Origin of the sequence: Amycolatopsis eburnea, from assembly GCF_003937945.1 — a bacterium.
Classification (GTDB): domain Bacteria; phylum Actinomycetota; class Actinomycetes; order Mycobacteriales; family Pseudonocardiaceae; genus Amycolatopsis; species Amycolatopsis eburnea.
Genome location: NZ_RSEC01000063.1, coordinates 53,593 through 68,698, shown reverse-complemented (window position 1 = coordinate 68,698; position 15,106 = coordinate 53,593). Strand labels below are relative to the sequence as shown.

9 protein-coding genes and 2 pseudogenes are annotated in these 15,106 nt (G+C 75.0%); 3 read left to right on the top strand and 8 right to left on the bottom strand.

Annotated features, from left to right (window positions below; translation table 11 throughout):
* Window positions 1-85: 85 nt before the first annotated feature.
* The 3 genes from EIY87_RS44120 (at window position 86) to EIY87_RS44110 (ending at window position 4,473) form a co-directional block, all read left to right on the top strand.
* Window positions 86-2,887, top strand: a complete 2,802-nt coding sequence (locus EIY87_RS44120) for an AfsR/SARP family transcriptional regulator (RefSeq protein ID WP_125316031.1) — start codon at window positions 86-88, stop codon at window positions 2,885-2,887.
* 85 nt (window positions 2,888-2,972) lie between these two features.
* On the top strand, window positions 2,973-3,467 hold the full coding sequence (locus EIY87_RS44115; RefSeq protein WP_125316030.1) for an SRPBCC family protein: 495 nt from the start codon (window positions 2,973-2,975) through the stop codon (window positions 3,465-3,467).
* 175 nt (window positions 3,468-3,642) lie between these two features.
* Window positions 3,643-4,473, top strand: a complete 831-nt coding sequence (locus EIY87_RS44110) for a class I SAM-dependent methyltransferase (RefSeq protein ID WP_125316027.1) — start codon at window positions 3,643-3,645, stop codon at window positions 4,471-4,473.
* A gap of 45 nt (window positions 4,474-4,518) precedes the next feature.
* On the opposite strand, the gene EIY87_RS44105 is transcribed toward EIY87_RS44110, so the two are convergent.
* The 8 genes and pseudogenes from EIY87_RS44105 to EIY87_RS44075 all read right to left on the bottom strand — a co-directional run bounded on the left by EIY87_RS44105 (window position 4,519) and on the right by EIY87_RS44075 (window position 15,084).
* Complete coding sequence (locus EIY87_RS44105; protein WP_125316025.1) at window positions 4,519-5,913, bottom strand: hypothetical protein; 1,395 nt, start codon at window positions 5,911-5,913, stop codon at window positions 4,519-4,521.
* On the bottom strand, window positions 5,897-7,015 hold the full coding sequence (locus EIY87_RS44100) for a 2-oxo acid dehydrogenase subunit E2 (protein WP_125316022.1): 1,119 nt from the start codon (window positions 7,013-7,015) through the stop codon (window positions 5,897-5,899). The genes EIY87_RS44105 and EIY87_RS44100 overlap by 17 nt, the downstream gene beginning before the upstream one ends.
* Complete coding sequence (locus EIY87_RS44095) at window positions 7,012-8,049, bottom strand: alpha-ketoacid dehydrogenase subunit beta (RefSeq protein WP_125316020.1); 1,038 nt, start codon at window positions 8,047-8,049, stop codon at window positions 7,012-7,014. The genes EIY87_RS44100 and EIY87_RS44095 overlap by 4 nt, the downstream gene beginning before the upstream one ends.
* A complete protein-coding gene (locus tag EIY87_RS44090) occupies window positions 8,046-8,969 on the bottom strand; it encodes a thiamine pyrophosphate-dependent dehydrogenase E1 component subunit alpha (RefSeq protein WP_225440403.1) in 924 nt (307 codons plus the stop codon). Before EIY87_RS44090 ends, EIY87_RS44095 begins: the two co-directional genes overlap by 4 nt.
* A pseudogene (locus tag EIY87_RS48815) lies at window positions 8,966-9,175 on the bottom strand (acyl carrier protein); the annotation flags it as partial. The gene EIY87_RS44090 and the pseudogene EIY87_RS48815, both read right to left, overlap by 4 nt.
* A gap of 30 nt (window positions 9,176-9,205) precedes the next feature.
* Window positions 9,206-9,397: pseudogene (locus EIY87_RS48810) on the bottom strand (MbtH family protein); the annotation flags it as partial.
* A gap of 21 nt (window positions 9,398-9,418) precedes the next feature.
* Entirely contained in the window at window positions 9,419-10,786 is a 1,368-nt protein-coding gene (locus EIY87_RS44080; RefSeq protein ID WP_125316017.1) for an MFS transporter, read from the bottom strand.
* Complete coding sequence (locus EIY87_RS44075; protein WP_158641461.1) at window positions 10,783-15,084, bottom strand: condensation domain-containing protein; 4,302 nt, start codon at window positions 15,082-15,084, stop codon at window positions 10,783-10,785. Before EIY87_RS44075 ends, EIY87_RS44080 begins: the two co-directional genes overlap by 4 nt.
* Between the last annotated feature and the right edge of the window lie 22 nt (window positions 15,085-15,106).

The following is a 15,106-nucleotide window of genomic DNA, read 5'->3' as shown; positions in this document are numbered from 1 at the left end:
GCTGGACGCCGGACCTGCGCACCGCCGGTGCGGACCTTGTCCCGGCGCCGCCGATCCGCTAGGCCTGAACGCAGGGAGGGCCGTCGTGGTGGAACTGCGGGTGCTGGGCACCGTCGAGGTCGTCGCCGGCGGTACCCGGCTCGACGTCGGGCACGCCCGGCAGCGGGACGTGCTGGCGGTGCTGCTGCTGGACGTCGGCCGGGCGGTGCCGGTCGATCGGCTGATCGACCGCGTCTGGGGCGAACGCGCGCCGCGGCAGCCGCGGAATGCTCTCTACGCCTACGTTTCGCGGCTGCGCGGGCTGCTGGCTCCGCTGGACGGCGTCGCGATCGAACGCGATCGCGGCGGCTACGTCCTGGTCGCCGACCCGCTGACGGTGGACGTGCACCGGTTCGAGGACCTGCTGCGGCGAGCGCGCGCGACGGCGGACGACCCGGCGGCCCTCGCGCTCTACGACGAGGCGCTGGGGCTGTGGCGGGGCGAACCGTTCAGCGGGCTGGACTCGCCGTGGGTCGACGGTGTCCGCGGTGAGCTGGAACGCAAGCGCGAAGCGGCGGAGCTGGATCGCGACGACCTCCGGCTGCGCACCGGCGCCCACGCCGAGGTGCTGACCCGGCCGAACGCCGCGAGCGGGGAACGCGCGGCGGCGCAGCGGATCGAGGCGCTCCACCTCGACGGGCGTCCGGCCGACGCACTGCGCGAGTACGAGCGGGTCCGGGCCCGGCTGGCCGACGAACTCGGCGCCGATCCGGGGCCGCGCCTGCGCGGGGTGCACGAGCGGATCCTGCGCGGCGGGCAGCCGGCGGTCCCCCGGCAGCTCCCGGCCGCGCCGCCGTCGTTCACCGGGCGCGCCGGCGAACTCGCGGCGCTCGACCGGCTGCTCGCCGCGCCGGGCGCGGTGGCGGTGGTCTCCGGCGCCGGCGGTCTCGGGAAGACGTGGCTCGCGGTGCGGTGGGCGGCCGGCAACGCGAGCCGGTTCCCCGACGGGCAGCTCTACGCCGACCTGCGCGGCTTCGACCCGGCCCGCGAACCGGTGCCCGCCGAACGGGCCCTCCGCGGCCTGCTCGGCGCGCTCGGCGTGGCCCCGGCGTCGATCCCGCCGGAGCCGGACGCGCAGGCCGCGCTGTACCGGAGCCTCACCGCGCAGCGCCGGCTGCTCGTGCTGCTGGACAACGCCCGCGACACCGCGCACGTGACCCCGCTGCTGCCCGGCGGGTCCTCCTGCTCGGTGCTGATCACCAGCCGGCACGAGCTGGGCGGCCTGCTCACCACCCACGGCGCGGGCGCGCTGCCGCTGCGCACGCTGGCCGAACCCGAGGCACGGGACCTGCTCGCGCACAAGCTGGGCGCGGCCCGCCTGGCGGCCGAACCCGAGGCCGCAGGCGAAATCCTGCGCCGGTGCGGCGGGCTGTCCCTGGCACTCGCGATCATCGCCGCCCGGGTCACGGCCCAGCCGGACCGCCCGCTGGCCGCGCTGGCCGGCGAACTGCGCGAAAGCCGCCTGGACGCGTTGGACACCGGTGAGCTGTCCGCGAACCTGCGCGCGGTGTTCGAGGTGTCCTACCGCTGCCTCGACGCCGGGGCCGCCACGGCGTTCCGGCTGCTCGGGCCGGCACCCGGCGGCGTCATCGGGCGCGCGGCCGCGACGGCGCTGGTCGGGAACGCCCGGGCGCTGCGGGTGCTGTGCGCCGCGAACCTCCTGGCGGAGGACCCGCCGGGCCGGTTCCGGATGCACGACCTCGTCAAGCTCTACGCCGGCGAACTCGCCGCCGCGACCGACGACCCCGGCGCCCGGCTCGCCGCGTCGACCCGGCTCTTCGACCACTACCTGGGCTGGGCCTCTGCGGCCATGGACCGGTTCTCGCCCCACGAGCCGTACCTGCGCGAGCCCGCCCCGTGCCCGGTGGGGCCGCAGCCGGACTTCGCCGACGCGGGCGCCGCGCGGGCGTGGCTCGACGCCGAGCGGGCGGCCATGCTGGCGGCGGCCACCCGCGCGCCCGCCGAGCTGGCCGGGCACGTGGTCCGCCTGTCGGCGACGCTGTGGCGGTACCTGGAGGTCGCGGCGTTCTACCACGACGCGGTCGCCCTGCACTCGGCCGCGCTCGCCGCGACCCGTCCCGGCACGCCGGAGCGCGGGTTCGCCGCCAGGGCCGTCGGCACCGCCCTGATCCGGCTCGGTCGGTACGACGAAGCCGCCGGCCACCTCGAGCAAGCGCTGTCCGTGGCCGTGGAGCGGGGCGACGATCTGCTCGAAAGCATGGTGCGCAACGCCTTCGCGACGATCGCCGACCTCCGCGGCCACCGCGCGGCGGCCCGCGAGCACCTCGGCCTCGCGCTCGCCGCCGCGCGCCGCACCGGCCACGCCCTGCTCGAAGGCATCGCCCTCTGCAACACCGGCGAGCACCACCGCTGGTGCGGCGACCACGACGCGGCGGTCGGCTACCTGCGCCGGAGCGGCCGGATCGCCCTGGACCTCGGCTCGGCCGGCCTCGGCGGACCGGTACTGGCCGCACTGGGCGGCGCGTACGCCGGCCTGGGCCGCTCGGAGGAGGCCGACGACCACTTCCGCCGCGCCCTGGAGTTCGCGAAGACCGGCGGCGACACGAACCTCGAAGTCTCGGCGCTCAACGAGTTCGCGGCCACCAAGACCGGCGACGAGGCGATCGAGTTGTACCAGCGCGCGCTGGCCCTCGCCGAGCGCACCGGCCACCTCCGCGAACGAGCCGTCGCCCACCACGGCCTGGGCACGGCCCGCCGGGCCGCCGGCAGGCACGCCGAGGCGAAGGCACACCTCGAAGCCGCGCTGGCGGCGTACACCGAACTCGGCATCCCGGAGGCCGACGAAGTCCGCCGTCTGCTGGACCCGGTCACCAGCGTCCGCGGGTGACGCCGGAAAATCCCGGCCGCCGGTGTCGAACCGGGGCAGGGCCGTTCGTGGTCACGGTGAAAGCTCCCCGAGAAAGGACGCCACCATGCCGGAGCACGAGACCGTGACCGCGACCCTGACCTTCCCCGTGCCCGCCGAGCGGGTGTTCGCGGTGCTGGCGGACCCGACGACGCACGCGGCGATCGACGGCACCGGCTGGGTGCGGGAGCCCGTCGACCCGGCGCCGCTGACCCGGACCGGGCAGCTCTTCCGGATGGACATGTTCCACGGCAGCCGTGCGGTCGGGGACTACCAGGTCGTCAACCGGGTCGAGGTGTTCGACGCGCCGCGGGCCATCGGCTGGGTGACAGGGCACCGGAAGGCCGACGGCGAGCTGGAGTTCGGCGGCTGGCTCTGGCGGTACGACCTCACCCCGCTCGGCGCGGCGAGCACCGGCGTCACCCTTTCCTACGACTGGTCGGCGGTGCCGCAGCACATCCGCGACCGGGGGATCGCGTTCCCGCCGTTCGGGCCCGGGCACCTCGAGAACTCGCTGCGCCACCTGGCGGAGCTCGCCGCACCCGCCGCTCGGCGCGGCTGACGCCAGGCTTCGCGGCGACGGCGCCGCGCGTCCACTTCGGACGGCCGGGGGACGCTGTCGTGCCGGACCGTTGAGCCGGTTCGGGGACTTCAGTGCCGAGTCAGCGGGGCGGGACACGATCGGTCGCAGGGGCCAGGCCCCTGACGCCGGCCATCACAGCGAAGAGAGGCCTCCATTGGACACCGCCATCGACGACCGCACCCGCATGCAGAGCAACCAGCAGGGCTGGAACCGGCGGGCGCTCGCCCACCTGGACTCGACCTACTACGACCTCGACGCGTTCCGGGCCGGGAAGAGCAGCCTGCGCTCGCTGGAGAAGGGCGCGCTCGGGGACGTTTCCGGCAAGGACTTCCTGCACCTGCAGTGCCACATCGGGCTGAACGCGATCTCGTGGGCGCGGCTGGGCGCGAACGTCACGGCCGTGGACTTCGCCGACGAGGCGCTGAAGATCGGCCGGGAGCTGGCCGACGGGCTGAACACCGACATCACCTTCGTGCACGCCAACGTCTTCGACCTGCCGCAGGTGCTGGACGGCTCCTTCGACATCGTCTACACCGACTACGGCGTGCTCCACCTCCTGCCCGACCTCAAGGCGTGGGCCAAGGTCGTGGCGCACTTCCTCAGGCCCGGCGGGGTCTTCCACATCGCGGAGATCCACCCGATCCTCGCCGCGGTGGAAGAGGTCGACGGTGTCCTGCGCGTCCGGCCGGAGCGGCTGCCGAGCGGGCCGCTGGAGGACGAGGTCTCCGCGACCTACGGCGACGGGTACGACGACGTCCAGCACATCGAGTCGTACAAGCAGTACAGCTGGCTGTGGACCATCCCGGAGATCATGGGCGCGCTGCTCGAGGCCGGGCTGCAGATCCGGACCTTCACCGAGGTCCCGGTCGACTGCCGGCAGCGCTTCAGCACCATGGTCCGCGACGAGCACGACGAGGGCTTCTGGCGCCTGCCCGGCGACCCGCTCCCCCTGTCGTGGACGCTCTCCGCGAGCAAGCCCGAGTAGTGCGCGAAGCCGGCCCCGCCTGAACGAAGGCGGGGCCGGCTTCCGTCACGCCGTCCGGACCACGACAGCCCCGGTGGTCTCGGCCGCCGACGCCGCGAACTCCAGGGCGACGTCGTTGCGCCCGGTCGCCGCGACGACGAGTTCGACGGTGGCACAGCCGCGGCCCTCGGCCCGGCCGACGATCTCCTTCAGCACCACCGATTCCACGCCCCGGCCCATCACCGGGCACGAGATCGAGAACACCTCGACGCGGCAGACACCCGAGGCGAACTCCAGTGCCGCCACCGCGCCCAGGCCGTGGTCGCCGAAGCGGTCGCGGACGGACGCCGCCAGCAGCAGCCGGTCGCCGGCGGTCGCGAACTCCGCCGGGTCGAATCCGGCCGGCACCGGGCCCAGCACGAAGTCCTTGGCCCGCGCGAGCAGGTCGGTCACCTTCGGGACGTCCGGCTCGCCGAACGTCACCGAAAGCTCCAGGCCCGCCAGGAAGTCCTCCAGCGACAACGTGGCGTTGGCTTCCGGCGGTGCGACCGCGGCGGCACCGGCCCGGCGAGGCAGCGGCCGGTCGAAGACGCCGGCCTCGTGCAGCTCCGCCGGCCAGTCCTCGGTGGCCGGGCCGAGGAGCACCCCCTCCGCGGCCGCGCTCGCCAGCTCGGGATCCGCGGTCAGCAGGAGGCCGGGCTCGTCCTGGGCGCCGATCCGCACGCCGGCCGCCGCCAGCCGGCGCAGCGGGTCGCGCAGGACCTCCGCGTACTCCTCCGCCCGGAGGTCGGCGCCGAGGACCACGACGCGGGGCACCCCACCGAAGTGCGTGCGCAGGAGCCGCGCGATGCCGAGGCCGAGGCGCCAGAACACTTCCTCGGTGTACGGGATCCGGGCGAACGCGTACAGCGCCGGGTGGTGCGCGCGCAGCGCCCCGACCTCGCGCACCGCCGACTCCGCGTCGGCGACCAGCACCTGGGACCGGCCGGCGAGCCGGTCCCGCAGGCGCTGCCGCGCCGCCGAGACGGCGGCCGCGGTCCCGTCCCAGTACCCGGCGCCCTCCTGCGGGAGCGCCGGGAGCACGAACACCAGGCAGCTCTCCCAGCGGTCGGCGGCGGCCACCGCGGCGTCCGCGAGCCGCAGCAGCTCCGGCTCCTCCTCGCCGTCCGGGAGGTCCTCCCAGCGGGGCGCGACGACGAGCGCGTCGGGGGTGAGCCGGGCCAGCTTCCCGTGCTCGCCCAGGCATTCCGGCAGGATCTGGTCGAACGGCCCGACGACGATCTCGGGGGGCAGGTCCGCGTCCGCCAGCGCCACCCGCAGGTACGGCTCGACGGGGTCGATCGTGTAGGTGGCCAGCACTCCGATCGTCAGCACGGGCGGAACCGCGGGCAGGGCGCGGCGGCGGGCCCGCACGGCGGCCGCGGCGTCGGCCAGTGCGTCGCGCTCAGCGGTCGGTGGCATCCGAAACCCCTTCCGGCGCTTCGAGCAGCGCCTTGATCGCCTTGAGGAACTCCACCGCGGTGCTGCCGTTGACGAACCGGTGGTCGTAGGCCAGCCCGACCACGGCCACCGAGCGCGGGGCGACGCTGCCGTCGGCGGCGAACACCGCCTCCTGGCGGACCCCGCCCAGCGCGACCGCGGACGTCTGGCCCGGGAACACGATGGGCTGGGCGAACAGGACGTCGTCGTCGTTGTTCAGCGACAGCAGGATGTTCGCGCCGTCGAGGTCTTCGGCCCGGAAGTCCTCGCGCATGGCCTTGATGCGGAAGTCCATCAGCAGCCCGGCGATTTCGGCCGGCGGCTGCTCACCGGCGTCCTTCACGACCGGGGCGAACAGCCCCTTCCCGACGTCGATTGTGACGCCGACGTGCGCCGCCGTGGGCAGCAGCAGCGTGCCCTTGGCGGTGGGAGTGCCGTAGCAGAGCGGGAACCGCGCGGTGAGCCTGCCGAGGACGGCCACGAGCAGCTCGGGCAGCCCGATGAGCGCGCCCGTCCGCGCCGACAGCTCCCGCGCGGCCGCCAGCGCCGGGCCTGCGGAGACGACGACGGCGGTGAAGGCGGCCGGGATCTCCTGGTGCGACTGGGAAACGGCGGCGGCCACCCCGCGCTGGGCCCGGCTCGGGGTGTGGGTTTCCGGCCCCGCCTCGGCGATCAGCCGCTGGACGTCACCCTCGCGGATCACCCGCAGTCCCAGCCCGGCCAGCGCGTCAGGCGCGACGCCGTGCCGCTCGGCCAGCCGCCGCGCGGGTTCGGTGAGGGTGAAGCGCCCGCCGCCGCCCGCGGCCGCGGCGGGCGCCGGCCGGGCGGCCAGGAACTCCCGCCGGTCCTCGTCCGCGGCGAAGAGGTGGGCGACGACGTCGCCGGGGCCGCAGTCGGCGGGCGCGGCAACCAGCCGGTGCAGGACGCCGTCGTGTTCGCAGTACAGCTCTTCGGTCGCCTTCGACGTCTCGACGACGGCGACCGGGTCGCCCTCCTTCAGCGGCTGCCCGTCCTCGGCCAGCCACTCGACGAGCACGTAGGCGGTGTCGTTGGTGTTGAGCTTCGGCACCTCGATGTCGTTCACACCGGGCTCCTTTCCGCCCGCAGGTCCGCGAGCACGGCGTCCCGGATCGTCCCGGCCTGGACCAGCACCTCGCGTTCCAGGTGGACGGCCGCGGGGATGACGCTGTCGGCCGAGTGGACGAGCCGCACCGGACGGCGCAGGCGGCCCCAGAGCCGCTCGTGCAGGACGTGCGCGACCTCCGCACCCCAGGTCCCGCCCGCCGTGCTCTCCTCGACGACGCAGACGTGCGACGCCCCGCGCGCCGCGGCCAGCAGCGGCTCGGCCTCGACCGGGTACAGCCGCGACGGGACGACGAGCCGGCAGCTGATCTCGTGGTGCAGCAGCAGTTCCCGCATCGCGGCGACGGCCCGGTCCGCGACGCCGCCGGGCGCGACGAGCAGGCAGTCCACTTCGCCCTCGGCGTCGACGTACACGTGCGCGGGCGCGTGGTCGGGCGCGCCGAGGAAGCCGTGGTCGAACAGGTCGTCCACCCGGCCGCCTTCGGCCTGCCGGCGCGTGTAGAGCACCTTGTCCTCGACGAACACGCACGGTTCGCCGAGGTCGAGCATGCGGGCCAGCACCGCCCGGTTGTCGTGGAACGGCGACAGCTCGAACACCGACAGCCCGGGGATCCCGATGAAGTGCTTGAGCAGCGACTGGCTGTGCGTCGGGCCGTAACCGCGGCCGCCGCCCGAGGGGAGGCGCACCACCAGCCGCATCGGGTGCGGGCGCCCGTACATCGACACGGACTTGCTGGCGAAGTTGAGCACCTGGTCGAACGCGAGCCCGGCGAAGTCGCCGAACATGATCTCGACGATCGCCGCGTCCCCGGTCAAGGCGAGCCCGGCGGCGACGCCGGTGATGCCGTTCTCGCTGATCGGCGTGGTGATCACCCGGCCGGGGTGGGCGTCCGACAGCCCGCGCGTCACCTTGAACGCCCCGCCGTACGGATCGGCGATGTCCTCGCCGAGCACGTACAGCCGGGGGTCGGCCCGCAGGCGCTCGTGCAGCGCGCGGTTGAGGTTCTCCACCACCCGTTCCGGCCGCGCGGTCACGCCCGGCTCCAGACCGCCGGCGGGCGCGCGGAGACCTCGGCCACCAGGCCGGCGATCCGCGCCGCCGCGGCCGCGTCGGCCGCCGCGAACCGCTCCCCCGAGCCCCGCGCGTGCCAGTCGGCCGCGCGTACCCGGCTCAGCTCCGCCTCCGGGCGGGTGTCGTCGCCCTTGCTGTGCGGCCCGAGCCGGTTCGTGACGAACTCGAGGACCAGCGGGGTACCCTCCCGCACCCGCTCGACGAGCGGTCCCGCCACCGCGCGGATCCCGGCCGGGTCGGTGTTCTCGACGCGCAGGTGGGCACAGCCGAACGCGGCGGCGCGGCCGCCGATGGTGCCCGCCAGCTCCGCGGCGGTGGGCGTCGACTGCGCGATGCCGTTGTTCTCGACGACGACGAGCAGCGGCAGCCGCCACAGCGCCGCCATGTTGAGCGCTTCGTAGACCGCGCCCTCGCCCCAGGTGCCGTCGCCGATGTAGGCGAGCGCGAGCGCGCCCGGCTCCTCCCGCTTGAGGTGCAGGGCGACGCCGGTGGCCACCGGCAGGCTCTCCCCCTGCACGCCGGTGGACAGGTAGCGGTCGCGGAAGACGTGCTGGCTGCCGCCGACGCCGTGGCAGACGCCGCCCGCGCGGCCCATGATCTCGGCGAGCAGGCCGGCCGGGTCGCCGAAGCGGGCGATGTAGTGGCCGTGGCCGCGGTGGTTGCTGAAGACGTAGTCCCGCGCGGTCAGCAACGGCGCCAGCGCGACCGGGACGTACTCCTGCCCCAGGCACGTGTGCGTCGTGCCGTGCAGCTCGCCCCGCGCGAACAGGTCCAGCAGCGCGAGCTCGAAGTGGCGGATCAGGAGCATCGTCGCGAGGTCGGCGTCCGCCGCCGTCGGGTCCGGCGCCTGCTCGATGGTCGGGGTGACCAGGTAGTCGGTCACGCGTCCGCCCCCTTCGCCCGCAGCGTCTCCCGGATGGCCGCGACCGAGGTCAGTCCCCGGATGTCGGCGGCGGACAGCTTGATGCCGAAGGTGTGCTCCAGGCTCGTGACGAGCTGGACGTGCTTGAGGCTCGTCCACCCCGCGGCCCGGCCCGGGCCGGCGTCGTCGCCGAGCTCGCCGGGGTCGGCCTCGAGCACCTCGGCGATGAGCCGGACGAGCGGCGACGGCTCGGGGTCGCGGGCCGACCGCGGCCGCATGTCGGTCCACACCTCCTCGATCCAGGCGAGGCACTCTTCCTTGCCCGCCGTCTTCCCGGCGTCGTGCCAGCCCGCCGGGTTTTCCTTGTGCGCGGGCCAGATCGAGAACTGTTCCTCGTCGTTCACGACCACCCGGTAGGCCGGGCCGGCCGGGGCTGCGGTGTCGGTCATGGAGCGCTCCTTCGCGTGTGCTCAGCGGGCGGGTGCGGTACCGGGCGCGGCGGGGGCGGGCTCGACGACCTCGCCACCCCCGTCCGGCAGCAGGGATTCCGCGTTCCGGATGGCGGGGGTGAGGAAGCCGACGAGGGCCACGACGGCGGCGCCGACGCCGGAGACGATGAACAGGACCGCGATCCCGGAACCGGGTCCGGTGCCGGTGACCGGGCCGAAGACCGACGCGAGCCAGCCGCCCGAGCGCATGGCGGGCTCGAGGAGGTCGTCGGCGAGCAGCCCGGCGGCGAGGTAGGCGAGCGGGCTCGCGATGTTCTCCACCATCTGGACCACGGCGAAGATCCGGCCCTGCAGCCGGGGCGGGGTCTTCTCCTGCCAGATGGTCTGGTTGTAGCCGTCGATGAAGGGCAGCGCGCCCCAGCCGAAGAACAGCGCGACCGACCAGACCCAGATGCCCTCGAAGCCGAAGAGGACCCGCCCGAGCACACCGAGGACCAGGATCGCGACGAGCATCCGGCCGATCTTCTTGTCCGTCGGCTTGAGCATGGCGAGCAGCACGCCCGCGCCGGTGCCGCCGATCGCGCCGACGACCTGGACGATGCCGACCGCGTTGGCGGAATCGCCGGTGCGGGCGAGGATCAGCGGCGGGAACAGCACCCAGCCCAGTGCGGAGAGGAAGCTGATCGCGATCATGACCGACAGCAGCCCGACCAGCGGCGGCCGGCGCGCGATGTAGGTGAAGCCCACGGCGAAGTCCCGCCGGAACCGGGTCACCGCCGTCCCGTCGGCCGGCGTCACCGGCTCGCGGACCGGGTCGGGCGGCAGCGTGACGGCGTACACCGTCACGATCGCGATCACCGCCGAAACGACGTCGACCGCGAGGACCGCGGCGAGGCCGAACGCCGACACCAGCGGCGCGGCGATCGCGGGCGCGGCCACGTACGGCGCCGCGCGCAGCAGGCCCATCATCGCGTTGGCCCGGGTGTAGCCGCCCTTCTCGATCATCAGCGTGATGGCGGCGCCGTACGCGGGCACCTGGAAGGCGAGGAACGCGCCGGTCAGGAAGTTCACCAGGTACAGCTGCCAGAGCTGGGGATCGCCGAACACGTAGACGCCGAGCAGCGCCAGGGTGACCGCGGCCGAGCCGACGTCGGCGGCGATGATGGTGGTGCGGCGGCTCCAGCGGTCGATCAGCACCCCCGCGATGGGCGAGAAGGCGACGGTCGCCCCGAAGGCGACGAACGTCAGCAGGGTCACGCTCAACGCCGAGTGCGTCTGCTGGAAGACGCTGATGCCGATGGCGAAGTTCGTCATCCGGGTGCCGACGGTCGAGAGCATCTGCCCGGACCACATCACGGTGAATCCGGCGAAACCCGAAGCGCGTTTCATGGGCGAGTCACGTCCTTTTCGCGGGGTAGGGCGACCAGCTCGGCGATCGTGGGGTGCGCCGAAAACTGCCTGGGGGTGACCGCGATCCCCGCCGCACCCGCCAGGTGCGCGGCCTGGATGGCGAGCAGGGAATCGCCGCCGAGGGCGAAGAAGTCGCTGTGCACGCCGATCCCGGCGGGGTCCAGGTCCAGCAAGCCGGCCCAGATCCGCGCCAGCGCGCGTTCCCGGTCGTCGCGAGGTGCTTCGGCGGCTCGCCCGGCGGGCAGCGGCGCACCGTGCAGCGCCTGGTGCAGCCGCCCCACGGCGGCCTCCGCCGCTCCCGGCGCACCCAGGCCCGTCAGGACCTCCGTCGCGGGCAGCCCGGCGAGTTCGACGAACAGCCGCGCGTCGAGGCGGGCTTCCAGCCGGGGCGGCAGGCCGTCCGACGCCTGGGTCAGCAGGAGCAGCGGGCGGCTCGTGGCCGACCGGTGGGCCCGGGCCGCGGCCACGACGTCGGTCACGGCGTCGTCCAGGCGGCGGACTTGCGTGCCCGGGCGGGTCGGGACCGGCGAGCCGATCAGGTCGGCCCAGCGCAGCACGACGGCGGTGAGGCCGCCTGCGTCGCCGGGGTCCAGGAGGGCGCCGAACACGCGGGTGGTGACGGTGAGGCCGGGCGGGGTCGCGAACCGGGTCAGCAACTGCGCGGCTTCGCGGTGGAGCGGCTCGGCCGGGCCGGTCGTCGCGAGGGTCAGGCCCGGCGCGGCGGCGCGGACGGGTTCGCTCAGCGCCGGCCCGGGAACGGCGTCGTCGGGCCGCGCGGCCATCCGCCGCACCACCGACTCGAACCGGGTGACCAGGTCGGCCACGACGTCGTCGCCGAGCCGCCCGCTGTCGTACTCGGCGGTGGCGCCCAGCTCACCGTCTTCCCAGTGCAGGTGCAGGAACAGCTCGTACTGGGTGGCCGCGAGCGGCGGGTCGAGCGTCCGCACGGAGACCTCCGGCAGGTCGAGCCCGGCCGACCGGTCGCCGACGACGTTGAGCGCGTGCTGGAAGACCGGGTGGTGCGCGGGCTCGCGCGGCGGCCGGACCACCTCGACGATCCGGCTGAACGGCACCCCGCGGTGCCGCTGCGCGGTCAGCACCGCTTCGTGCACGCGGTGCAGGAGCGCCCGGGACGTGGTGGCTCCAGCCAGGTTCAGGCGGATCGGCATGAGGTGGGCGAAGCGGCCGACGACGCCCTGCAGCTCCGGGCGGTCCCGGCCCGCGGTCGGCACTCCGAGGACCACGTCTCCGCTCCCGGCTTCCTCCCCCAGCGTCAGCGCGTACGCGGTGAGCAGCACGACGAACGTGCTGACGCCGGCCACCCGGGCCAGCTCCCCGGCGAGCGGGCCGAGGCCGTCGCCGAGCCGCCGGTGCCGCACCCCGGCGTCGCCGGTCGCCCGCGGGCGGGCGCGGGCCAGCTCCAGCCGCGGTGGCGCGCCCCGCAGGCACTCGGCCCAGTACGCGGCGTCGGCGGCGGCCGCCGGGCCGGCCAGCTGTTCCCGTTCCCACACCGCGTAGTCCGCCATCTGCACGGGCAACGGCGGCAGCGGCTCGCCCAGCCCCAGCCGGGCCCGGTACGCGGCGGCCAGGTCGGTGAGGAGCAGGTGCCAGGACTCGTTGTCGCAGACGGCCTGGTGCAGGCCGATCAGCAGGTGGTGGCGGCCCGGTCCGTCGCGCAGCAACCGGATCCGCAGCAGCGGCCCGGTCGCCAGGTCGTACGGGTGCGCCGCGAGTTCGCGGACCGCCGCGCCCACTTCGGTCTCCGTGCCCGGCCACCAGCAGTCGAGTCCCTTGTGGACGATCAGGACCGGGCGGCCCCGCACCGCGCCGATGGTCGTCCGGAGGGATTCGTGCCGCCGCACGACGTCCTCGACCGCCGCGCGCAGCGCCGCCTCGTCGAGCGAGCCGGTCAGCGTCGCGGCGAAGGTGACCGCTCCCGAGTGGACACCGAGCTGCGCCAGCGCCCACAGGCGTTTCTGGGTGGCCGCCGGTTCGACGGGTTCGCCGCGGGGCGCGGGGCGGATCCCGGCGGCTTCCGGCGCGGCCTCGCCTGCCAGGTCGATCGTGGTGGCCAGCGCGGCGATCACGGGGTCGGCGTAGAACTCGTGGAACGGCACGCTCACGCCGAACTCGCGGTGCACCAGCGCGAGCATCCTGGTGACCAGCAGGGAATGCCCGCCCAGCGCGAAGAACCCCGTCCGCACGCCGACCTCGGCGGTGCCGAGCTGCTCGGCCCAGAGCACGGCCAGCCGCTTCTCCGTCTCGGTCCGCGGGGCCACGTATTCGTCCGCGCCGGCGGCGGGTCCCGCGACGGGCCGGGCCGCCGCGGCGATCCGCGCGGCGGTCGCCAGGTGCGTGGCGGCGTACTCCGCGCGTTCCGGGCCGGGCCGCGGGATCCCCCACCGCGCGTGCAGCCGGTCGACGGCCAGCGTGCCGAGCGCGGCGAAGAACTCTTCGGTGTAGGGAACGTGCCCGAGCGCGTCGGCGGCGGGGTCGGCGATCTCGGTGACGCCGAGGCCCGCGGCGAACTCGCCGGGCCACGTCACCTCGGCCCCGCGCACGGCGGCCAGGCCCCGCGCCAGCCGTTCGTCGGCGGCCGGGAAGGCGGTCCCGGGCTCGGGCGGGCAGACCACCAGCAGCAGGGGCGCGGCGGTCCGGGCGCGGAACGCCTTCACCGCGGCGAGGAGCTCGTCGACGACGCCGTCGAGGAACCCCGCCGAGGCGTCCCGGCGGCGGGTCCAGTCGCTCCAGCGCAGCAGGACGACCTGCGCGTCCCCGCCGTCCCCGGCGAGCAGCTGCTGGAGCACCTGGCCGTAGGGGGCGAACCGCACGTCGGCGGGGACCCGCCGGAAACCGGCCCAGAACCGCATCGCGTCGCCCATCGGCTCGGCCGTGAAGGACGCGGCGACCTCGACCCGGCGGCGCGGCGGCAGCAGCCCGGCCACCGGCCGCCCGGGCGCGGCGGCCAGCCCGGTCAGCACGGTGACCAGGCCGTCGGTGAGGTACCGGGCCGTCTCGGCCAGGTAGAGATCCGTGCTGTAGCCGAGAACGCCGGTCAGCCCCGCCGGGCCGCGGCGCACCGTCAGGAACAGGTCGAACTCGGTGGTGCCGGTTTCGACGCGCTCGGGGGCGAAGGTGACGCCGCCCGCTTCCTTCGCGCCCACGGCGATTTCGCTGACGCTCAGCATGATCTGGAAGAACGGGTTGTACGCGAGCCGCCGGGCGGGCGCGAGCTCCCGCACCAGCTCGGAGAACGGGACGTCCTGGTGCGCCACCGCGGCCGCGGCCGACCGCTGGACGCGGCGCAGCAGCTCCTCGCCGGACGGGTCACCGGACAGGTCGACCCGCGTCACCACGGTGTCGGCGATGCTGCCGATGAGCGGCTCCAGCTCGGTCCGCCGCCGGCGCGCGACCGGCGTGCCGAACAGCACGTCGTCCTGGCCCGTCGCCTGCTGGAGCAGGACCGCGAACGCCGCGGTGACGACGGTGTTGAGGGTGCTGCCGCAGCGCCGGGCCAGCGCGGTCAGCCGGTCGGTCACCTCGGCGCCGACGGTGAACTCCGCGTGGGCGCCCCGCCTGCTCTGCGCCGGCGGGCGCGGGCGGTCGGGCGGGACGGTCGACAGGGCCGGGGCGCCGGCCAGGCGCTCGCGCCAATAGGCGACCTGCTCGGCGAGCCGTCCGACGGCTTCGCGTTCGGCCACGGCGTAGTCGGCGAAGCGGAGCCGGAGCTCGGGCAGCTCACCGGTCCCGCCGTAGCAGGCGATCAGCTCGTCGAGGAAGACCTGGGTGGACCAGCCGTCGATGACGATGTGGTGGACGCAGACCAGCAGCAGGTGGTCGGCGGGGGCCGTCTCGAACAGCGTCACGGCCACCGGGGGCCCGGCGGTCAGGTCGAAGGCCTGCCGAACGCGTTCGGCGAGTTCGCTCGGCTTCGCCGTGACCAGCGGGGGCCGGAACTCTTCGAGGACCACCTGCCGGGGTCCGTCGGGGGTCTCGCGGAAGACGGTGCGCAACGCGGACTGCCGGGCGATGACGGCGGCGATCGCATGGTGAAGGCGGGAGCGGTCCAGCGGGCCGGTCAGGCGGATCGCCAGGGTGACGGGTGCGGACCGGCCGGGCGAGAGGCGATCGGCCAGCCACAAGCGTTCCTGCGCGGGCGAAAGGGGGTACCCGTCGGCGGGTTCCGGTACCGCCGCCCGCTGGGCCAGCCGGGCGCGCACCAGTTTCTGCTGCCGCGGCGTCAGTCCGCCGAGCAGGTCGTCGAGGTTCGTCGTCATCGCTGTCGTCCGCTCTTCCGGG